The organism is Bacillus sp. FSL L8-0528, from assembly GCF_038593085.1.
Taxonomy (GTDB): Bacteria; Bacillota; Bacilli; order Bacillales; family Bacillaceae; genus Bacillus; species Bacillus paralicheniformis.
On record NZ_CP151961.1, the window covers coordinates 393,324 to 404,091 of the forward strand.

1 protein-coding gene is annotated in these 10,768 nt (G+C 51.0%); it reads left to right on the forward strand.

Annotation, left to right across the window (positions count from 1 at the left end):
• Positions 1–13 precede the first annotated feature (13 nt).
• Entirely contained in the window at positions 14–10,762 is a 10,749-nt protein-coding gene (licA, locus tag MHI30_RS02085; protein WP_145699670.1) for a lichenysin non-ribosomal peptide synthetase LicA, read from the forward strand.
• Positions 10,763–10,768 lie beyond the last annotated feature (6 nt).

A 10,768-nucleotide genomic window follows, 5' to 3' on the forward strand; every position in this document is an offset into this window, starting at 1 on the left:
GGAGGAATAAAGAATGGGAAACACATTTTACCCGCTGACACATGCTCAAAGGAGAATTTGGTACACGGAAAAGTTCTATCCCGGCACAAGTGTTTCAAATTTGAGCGGCTTTGGAAAATTAAAATCTGTCTCCGGAATCGATTCCGGGTTATTGACTGAAGCCATTCGCCAGTTTGTTCGTACGAATGAAACCATGCGATTCAGGCTGATGCTTGAAGGCGGGGATGAGCCGAAGCAATATATAGCGGAAGACGAACCTTTCCAGATTGAATATTTTGACGCTTCAGAAATCGGAGGAGCGGACGGCGTTCTTAAATGGGGACAAGCTGAGGCGCGCCGGCCCCTGCCTTTGTATGAAAGTCCGCTGTTTAAATTTGCCGTCGTTCGCATCAGTGAGGAAGAAAGCTGGTTTTTTGCAAAAGTTCATCATATCATTTCCGACGGTATTTCGATGACGATCTTGGGCAACCGCATTACAGGCATTTATTTGAAGCTTGCCAAAGGGGAAACCGGCCTCGAACCTGTTCAGTCATCATTTACGGAACATATTCAGAGTGAGTTGGAGTATGAAAATTCGAAGCGGTTCCAGAAGGATAAAGCATATTGGAACGCACAATATGAAGTGATTCCGGAGCCCGTATCGTTAAAGGCGAGCGATACGTATCAGATACAATTGGATGCAGCCCGCTTTTCAAAAGAGATTTCCCCTGCCCTGTATAAAAAAATTCAAACGTATTGTAAGGAACACAACATAAGTGTACTCTCCCTGTTCTTATCCATTTTGCACATCTATATGCACCGGGTAACCGGACAAAAAGACGTCGTTCTCGGCACATTTATGGGTAACCGGACAAATGCAAAAGAAAAACAGATGCTCGGGATGTTCGTGTCGACGATTCCGATGAAAGCCTCCATTGATGTACACCAGGACTTTAGTGCATTTGTGCAGGAAAGAATGAAAGATCAGCTGAAGATCATTCGGCATCAAAAGTATCCGTACAATCTGCTGATTAATGATTTGCGGGAAAGACAGCCGCATATCAGCAAATTGTTCGCCGTCTCACTGGAATATCAAGTTATGCAATGGCAGCGGAAAGAAACGTTGTCATTTCTTACCGAGCCGATTTTCAGCGGCAGTGAAGTAAACGATATTTCCATTCACGTGAAAGAGAGATGGGACACCGGGACGCTTGCGATTGATTTTGATTACAGGGAGGAGCTTTTCACTTGTGAAGAAATGGCCGTTTTATATGAACGGCTGATGGCGCTGCTTGAAGATGCCCTGTTGTTTCCGCAAAAAACAATCGCTGAACTGGAGATTGTTCCCGCTTTTGAAAAAGAGCGGCTGTTAAAGCGTGCATCAAGCCAAACTATCGCATATGACAAGGACATGACCCTGCACGATTTATTCGAACAAAAAGCAGCCGATCATCCCGAAAAAACAGCGGTTGTATATGAAGGACAAAAACTTTCGTACCGCGAGTTGAATGAACAATCAAATCGTCTGGCAAGGGCGCTTCGGAGAAGAGGCATCGGGCCTGACGCTCCGGCTGCGATAGTGATGGAGCGGTCAGAGCGGGTTATCACGGCGATGCTGGGCGTTTTGAAAGCCGGCGGAGCTTATGTACCGATCGATCCCGGATTTCCGGAAGAAAGAATTCGTTTTATGCTGGAGGATTCAAAGGTCAAAGCGGTTATCACAGACAGCGGGCTGACTTTTGAAACGGCCGAAACGGTGCGGTTCAGCGAAGCGCTTTCTGAATCGTGGGAAAACGGTCATCCGTCTTCAGCGGCGCACGCCGGACATCTGGCATATATCATTTATACTTCCGGTACAACGGGCCGTCCAAAAGGCGTCATGATTGAACACAGGCAGGTCCACCACCTTGTAAGAGGGCTTCAGCAGGCCGTTGGTGCATATGATCAGGATGATTTGAAACTGGCACTTCTGGCTCCGTTTCATTTTGATGCTTCCGTTCAGCAGATTTTTACGTCTCTATTGCTCGGCCAAACGTTGTACATCGTACCGAAAAAGACGGTTTCCGACGGACGCGCTTTATCGGATTATTACCGCCGTCATCAAATCGATGTGACAGACGGTACACCGGCTCATTTGCAGCTTTTGTCTGCGGCCGATGATCTTTCAGGTGTCAAACTGAGGCATATGCTTGTTGGAGGAGAGGCTTTATCAAGGGTCGCAACGGAAAGGCTGCTTCAATTATTTGCAGAAACAGCTGAGTCCGTGCCTGCTGTTACGAATGTTTACGGCCCGACTGAAACTTGTGTGGATGCTTCTTCTTTTACGATTACAAACCGCGCAGATCTTCAAGGCGATACGGCCTATGTCCCGATCGGCAGGCCGATTGGAAACAACCGTTTTTATATTTTGGATGAAAACGGTGCACTCCTTCCTGATGGTGTCGAAGGGGAATTGTATATTGCAGGAGACGGGGTCGGCCGAGGCTACTTGAACTTGCCTGACATGACCGCAGACAAGTTCTTGGAAGACCCGTTTGTCCCCGGAGGTTTCATGTATCGAACAGGAGATGCTGTACGTTGGCTTCCTGACGGTACGGTTGATTTCATCGGCCGAAAAGACGATCAAGTGAAAATCCGCGGCTACCGGATCGAGCTTGGCGAGATAGAGTCGGTGCTGCAAGGAGCCCCTGCTGTCGGAAAAGCAGTTGTCCTCGCGCGGCCTGAAACCGGCGGCAGCCTTGAGGTTTGCGCTTATGTCGTGCCAAAACAAAGCGGAAAAATTCATCTTCAGGGGCTGAGGGAGCATTTATCCAAGCATCTGCCTGACTATATGATACCTTCCCGCTTTGTCGAGCTTGATGAAATACCGTTGACGGGAAGCGGCAAAGTCGACCGGAAAGCGCTGCTTCGCCATGAAGTCTCTGTCAGCGGGACTGCAGAGTATGCGGCGCCGAGAAATGAATATGAAGAAAAAATGGTGGGGATATGGCAGGAAGTGCTCGGAGCTGAACAAGTCGGAATCCACGACCAGTTTTTTGAACTGGGCGGCCATTCTCTCAAAGCGATGGCCATGCTGGCAAAAATTCATAAAGCTTTCGGAGTCGAGGTTCCGTTGCAAATCCTGTTCGAAAAACCGACAGTGGCGGCGTTAAGCGGCTTTGTTTCTGAAGCGGAGAAAGACGGATACACGGTAATTGAACCGGCGCCGGAAAGTGACGATTATCCTCTCTCATTGGCGCAACAGCGAATCTATATCGTCAGCCAGCTGGAGGATGCCGGAGTCGGCTACAATATGCCGGCTGCGGCGATGCTTGAGGGCGCCCTCGATGTTCAGCGCCTTGAAGCTGCTTTTCAAAAACTGATTGATAGGCATGAGGCGCTGCGGACTTCGTTTACAGTTGTCGATGGCGAGCCGAGACAGAACATTCATCAAAGGGTTCAGTTCAAGATTGAAAAGGTTGAAGCAGATGGGAAGCCGATCGAACAAATGGCAAAATCTTTTGTCCGCCGCTTTGATCTCGCCAAAGCTCCGCTGATGAGAGCGGGTCTCGCCCGTCTCGCAAACGGCAGACATTTGCTGTTGTTCGATATGCATCATCTTGTGTCTGACGGCGTGTCGATTTCGATCATATTGAATGAGCTGGCCGCACTATATAAAGGGGAAGAACTGCCGGAGCCGAATTTGCATTACAAAGATTATGCCTTCTGGCAAAGGACGCAGGCACAAGAAGGTTTTCAAAAAGAAGAGGCTTATTGGCAAAGCGTGTTTGCCGTCGAGATTCCCGTACTGCAGCTGATAACGGATGAGCCGAGGCCGTCTGTTCAAAGCTTTGAAGGAGACAGGGTATCCGCAGTTCTGCCAAAAGACATGAAAGAAAAATTAGCCGTGCTGGCAGAGCAAAACGGCGCGACATTGTACATGGTCATGCTGGCCGCATACAACATGCTGCTAGCAAAGTACTCCGGGCAGGAAGATGTGATTGTCGGGACGCCGGCGGCCGGCCGCAGACATGCCGATCTGGAAGGGATCATCGGCATGTTTGTCAATACGCTGGCGATCCGTTCAAAAGTGGAGCCGGGCAGAACGTTAAGAGACTTCCTGCATGATGTAAAGAAAACGGTAATCGACGCTTTTGAGCATCAGGATTATCCGTTTGAGCGGCTTGCGGAAAAGGTTGGTGCATCGCGCGATTTAAGCCGTCATCCTGTCTTTGACACGATGTTTATTTTGCAAAATGCATGGGAAGACATTCCGATGCTCGGCGATTTGCACCTCTCGATTTATGAAACGAACTTCAATATTGCAAAGTTCGACCTGACGCTGCAGGCAAAAGAAGAGCAGGGACAATTGATTCTTGATTTGGATTACAGTACGAAGCTGTTTAAAAAAGATACGGCTGAAAGGATGCTGAAAGCGTATTTGCACCTTCTCGAGGGCATGACGGCTGATCCGCTCCGCAGGATCGGCGAGTACAGCCTTTTGACAGAAGAGGAAACGAATCGTCAGCTCGTCGCGTTCAACCCCGCGGCAAGCGATTATCCGCGGGAGAAAACGATCGTTCAGCTATTTGAGGAACAGGCGGCAGAAAGAGGCGGACATCCCGCCCTGCAATTTGAAGACAAAGTATGGTCCTACGGTGAGCTCAATCGGAAAGCGAACCAATTGGCGAGGCGCCTCCGCGAAAAAGGTGTGCGGGCCGGCACGACAGCAGCCATTCTTACCGCCAGGTCGGCTGAAATGGTCATCGGTATTCTCGCTGTGCTGAAAGCCGGCGGGGCTTATGTGCCGATCGATCCGGATCATCCGGAAAAACGTGTGCAACATTTCTTCGAGGACAGCGGAGCGGCGGTTCTTTTAACGCAAAAGGCGATGACGCCGCTTGCTGAGGCGGCCGGATTTGGCGGCGACATCCTATTTCTTGAGGATGAACACCTTTATATGGGAGATGCGTCTGATTTGCGGCTTCCAATTTCTCCGGAAGCAATGGCAAATCTAACGTATACATCTGGAACGACAGGGACGCCGAAAGGCAATATGGTTTCTCACCGGAATATATTGCGTACGGTAAAAAACACGAATTACTTGGATGTGATGACATCCGATATCGTTCTTTCGATTTCAAATTATGTGTTTGACGCCTTTATGTTTGATGTGTTCGGTTCATTGCTGAACGGCGCCAAGCTGGTGATAGCTCCAAAAGACACGATTCTTGATATGAGCCGGCTCGCACATGTACTTGAAAAAGAAAAGGTTACCGTCTTAATGATCACGACCGCATTATTTAATCTGCTGACAGACTTGGAGCCGGACAGTTTGAAGGGACTCCGCAGGGTACTGTTCGGCGGCGAACGTGCATCTGTCGATCATGTCAGAAGAGCTCTGAACACAGTTGGCAAAGGACGGCTGCTTCATATGTACGGCCCGTCTGAGAGCACTGTTTTTACAACCTATCATCCAGTCAACGAAGTGCCGGACGATGCGCAGGCTATACCAATCGGGAAGCCAGTCAGCAATACGGCGGTTCTGATTCTTGATTCATTCGGAAATGTACAGCCGGCGGGGGTTGCGGGAGAATTATGCGTCGGCGGAGACGGCCTTGTCCGCGGTTATTTTAAACGCCCGGAACTGACGGCAGAAAAGTTTACGGCCCATCCGTTCAAAACCGGTGAGAAGATTTACCGGACGGGCGATATGGCGAGATGGCTTCCCGACGGATGTCTCGAATTTATCGGACGGATTGATCATCAGGTCAAAATTCGCGGACAGAGGATCGAGCTCGGCGAAATCGAGCACCATCTCCTCACACATGACATGGTTCAGGAAGCCGCTGTTCTTGCTGTTGACACCGGGGCGGGAGATCAAATGATCTGTGCTTACTTTACGGCCGATCAGGAGCTTTCGAGTGAAGAGCTTCGCCGACATGCGGCAGAAGGTCTGCCGGGCTACATGATTCCGTCCGTGTTTATGCAGCTGCAGGAGCTTCCGCTCACAGGCAATGGAAAGGTTGACAGAAGGGCGCTGCCTGAGCCGGATGTCGCGCAGGTCGCGCAAAAGGAATATACGGCGCCAAGGAGCCGAACAGAAGCGCAGCTTGCCGATCTTTGGCAGGAAGTGCTCAATGTACCGAAAATCGGTGTGCATGACAATTTCTTTGAACTTGGCGGCCACTCTTTAATCGGAATGACGCTCATTGCCCGCATCCAGCAAGAGATGAATGTTGACCTGCAGCTGAAAGATTTGTTCCAGGCGCCGACAATCGAAACCCTGGCACAGGCTGCGGCAAAAGCTGAGAAAAAATCAGCCGTTTATATTGAAGCGGTGCCGGACCGGGAAACGTACCCGGTATCTTCGGCGCAAAAACGGCTGTACGTCCTTCAGCAGATTGAAGGCGCAGAGAAAAGCTATCACATGCCGGCCGTTCTCCAGCTTGAAGGGAAGCTTGACCTGAAGCGCCTTGAGTCTGCCGCGCAAATGCTGATCAAGCGCCATGAAGCATTCCGCACGACGTTTGAAATCAGGGACGGCGAACCTGTTCAGCGGATTTCGGATGCTGCGGAATTGACCATTGATGTCATCGATGCAGATGAGCAAGAAGCGGAAAAGCTGATTGAAGAGTTCATTAGGCCGTTTGATTTAACAAAGGCCCCGTTATTTAGAATGAGCATCATACGTGTCACGGGAGAAAAACATCTTTTGCTTGTGGATATGCATCATATCATTTCAGACGGCGCTTCCGTCAGCGTCCTGATCGATGAGATGACAAGGCTTTATGCGGGAGAGGCGCTTGAACCGCTGAGGATTCAGTATAAAGACTTTTCTGTATGGCAGCGGCACCTGCTGACAGAACGGCACAAAATGCAGGAGGAATACTGGCTCAAAGAGCTGGACGGCGAACTGCCTGTTTTGACGCTTCCGACAGATTATCCGCGTCCTTCTGTTCAAACGTTTGAAGGAAGCCGTCTCAGCTTTGCGCTGAAACCGGAGCTTGTCCAGCAGTTGAGAAGACTGGCCAAGGAAACGGACAGCACTTTATACATGGTGCTTGCTGCCTCATACAGTGCGCTTTTATCGAAACTGAGCGGACAGAGCGAGGTCATTGTCGGCTCTCCGGCTGCCGGGCGGCCGCATGCTGATTTGAGCCGTATCATCGGCATGTTTGTCAATACGCTTGCAATAAGAACGCGTCCTGAAGGAGACAAGCCGTTTTCTGCATTCCTTGAGGAAGTGAAAGAAACGACGCTCGGCGCGTTTGAGCATCAAGATTACCCGTTTGAAGAACTCATCGAGAAGCTGAAAATCCAGCGCGACATGAGCCGAAACCCATTGTTTGATGCCGTCTTTTCGATGCGAAATGCCGATTTGAAAGACTTGTCAATGGAAGGGATCACACTCAAGCCGTATGATTTTGCCCATCAGACCGCGAAGTTTGATCTGACGCTGACAGCGGCGGAAGAGGACGGACTTCTCGTTTTTGAAATGGAATACAATACAGCTCTCTTTAAGCACGAATCGATCGAGCGCTGGAGCGGGTACTGGGTTAATCTGCTCGAAGCGGTTGCCGAAAATCCCGATGCCTGCCTGTCAGAGCTTTCACTTTTGGATGAAGCGGAAAAACGGCGGATCGTCCAAAAATGGAATGAGACGAAGCTTGCTGTGCCGCAGGACAAAACGGTCCATGAGCTGTTCGAAGCGCAAGTCCTCCGTACGCCTGACCGCGGGGCAGCGGTTTACAACGGTGTGAAGTGGACGTACAAAGAGCTGAACGCGCGGGCGAACCGCCTGGCCCGGCTGCTGATCGAAAAAGGGGCCCATCCTGAACAGCGGATCGGGATCATAGTCAAGCCTTCGCTTGAAATGGCCGCTGGCGTGCTCGCAATTTTAAAAGCGGGAGCGGCCTATGTGCCGATCGATCCTAGTTATCCGGCCGAGCGGATCGGATACGTGCTGAAAGACAGCGGCGCAGAGCTGCTTTTGACGCAAACAAACTTAGCCGCACCTGAAGAATTCAGCGGTGAAACACTTCTTCTCGATTCGATGCTGAGCGAAGAAATCACAAAAGACGATGAGGTGAACCCGCAGGCAGGTACACAGCCAAACAACCTGGCATACTTGATCTACACATCCGGTACGACCGGCCAGCCAAAAGGCGTCATGGTCGAACATCAGTCGCTCGTGAACTTGTGCTATTGGCATAACGATGCATTCACGGTCACCGAAGAGGACAAAAGCGCGAAATACGCCGGCTTCGGCTTTGACGCTTCCGTCTGGGAGATGTTCCCGTACTGGATCGCCGGAGCGGAGCTTCACATCATCGATGAAGCGATCCGGATGGACATGACGCGCTTGAACGAATACTTCGAAAAGAATGGAATAACGATCACGTTCCTGCCGACACAGCTGTGCGAACAGTTCATGGAGCTGGACAACCAGTCGCTGCGCGTACTGCTTACGGGCGGAGACAAGCTGAAGCGGATCGCAAAACGCTCCTACACGCTCGTCAACAACTACGGGCCGACGGAAAACACAGTCGTTGCGACGAGCGCGGTGATTGACCCTGATGAAGGAATGCTTTCAATCGGAAAGCCGATCGCCAATACGCGGGCGTATGTGCTCGGACAAAACAACGAAGTCCGGCCTGTCGGCGTTGCGGGTGAGCTGTGCATCGCCGGCCGCGGGCTTGCGCGCGGCTACTTGAACAAACCGGAGGAAACGGCGAAACGTTTTACGGAAGACCCGTTTGTCCCGGGCGAGCGCATGTACCGGACGGGGGACGCGGTCAAATGGCTGGAAGACGGGCGGCTTGAGTACATCGGCCGAATCGACCAGCAGGTGAAAATCCGCGGCTTCCGGATCGAACTTTCTGAAATCGAAGTCCAGCTCGCGCGCCTCTCTGAAGTGCAGGAAGCCGTCGTCACCGACATCGAAGATGCCTGCGGCAACAAAGCGCTGTGCGGCTATGTCGTTGCGGACGAACAGCTTGATACAGAAAGCCTCGCCCGGAAGCTGGCGCAGACGCTCCCGGACTATATGGTACCGGCATTCTGGGTGCAGCTTGATGAGCTTCCGGTTACGGCGAACGGAAAAGTCGACCGAAGGGCGCTGCCTCAGCCTGACGTCGAAGCACAGACAGCCGAATACAAAGCGCCGCGCACCGAAACGGAACAGCTGTTGGCGGACATTTGGCAGGAGGTTCTCGGTCTGGACCGAATCGGAATCACAGATAATTTCTTCGCGCTCGGAGGGGACTCGATCAAAGGAATTCAGATGGCAAGCCGGCTTCAGCAGCACGGGTGGAAGCTGGAGATGAAGGACTTGTTTCAGCATCCGACGATCGGAGAGCTCAGTGTTTATGTTCAAGCGGCCGACGATCAGCCGATCGATCAGAACCCTGTCGAAGGCGAAGTCATACTGACGCCGATCCAGCGCTGGTTCTTTGAGCGCCGATTTACGAACGAGCATCACTGGAATCAGTCGGTCATGCTTCACGCTTTAACGGGATTCGACCCGGAAACGGCAGGCAAGGCTTTAAGCAAGCTGATCGAACATCATGACGCACTTCGCATGGTTTATCAGCGAAATGGAGACGGGATTGTTCAGTACAACAGAGGGCTGGAAGAAACAGCGGTTCGCCCTGAAGTCATCCGCTTCAATGAATCGGGCCTTGAGCTTGAAGCTGCCGTGTTGAAGACATCAAACCGGATTCAAAGCAGTATCGATTTAACCGAAGGCCCGCTTTTGAAAGCGGCGATCTTTAAAACGGATCAAGGCGATCATCTTCTCATCGTCGTTCATCATCTCGTTGTGGACGGAATCTCGTGGAGAATCCTCCTTGAGGATTTCGCCGCCGGGTACGCCCAGGCTGAAAAAGGGGAGCCGATCATTCTTCAAGACAAGACGCACTCTTTTGCTGAATATGCGGCTTGCCTGAAAGAATACGCAGGGTCAAAAGCTTTCGCAAAAGAAATCGGCTATTGGCAGGAAATCGAGCAGGCGGAGACGGCAGCGCTCCCGAAAGACGATGAAGCAGAGGACAAGCGGATGCGCCATACAAAAACGGCTGAGTTTTCTCTTTCAAAAGAAGAAACGGAACAGTTGATGACAAAAGTTCATGAAGCATATAACACGGAAATGAACGACATTTTGCTTACGGCGTTGGGCTTGGCACTGAAAGAGTGGACGGGGCAGGAAGACTTTATCATCTGCTTAGAGGGACACGGCCGGGAGGACATCATAGACGGTTTGAATATTTCCCGGACGGTCGGCTGGTTTACAAGCCAGTTCCCGGCGCTGATTCAAATGCGCCATTCCGGGGATATCGGCTATCAAATTAAACAGACCAAAGAAGAATTGCGCCACATTCCGAATAAAGGAATCGGCTATGGCATTTATCGTTATTTGACCGAAGAAGGCAAAAAGGCGCAGCCGATCAAGCATGATATCAGCTTCAACTATTTGGGCCAGTTTACAGAGATGGCGGATTCGGGTCTGTTCACGAGATCCATCTTGCCGTCCGGCGACCCGCTCAGCCCGGAAACGGAAAAACCGAATGCGCTAGACATCGTCGGCTATATCGAAAACGGCATTTTGACAATGTCCATCGCCTATCATTCACTCGAATATAAAGAAAGCACCGTCGCCGCTGTCGCCGCAAGCTTTAAAACTTATTTGCTGCAATTGATCGATCATTGCTTAGAGCGGGATGGAGGCGAACTGACCCCGAGCGATCTTGGAGATGACGAACTAACGCTTGATGAATTAGATAAATTGATGGAAATTTTCTAACAAAAA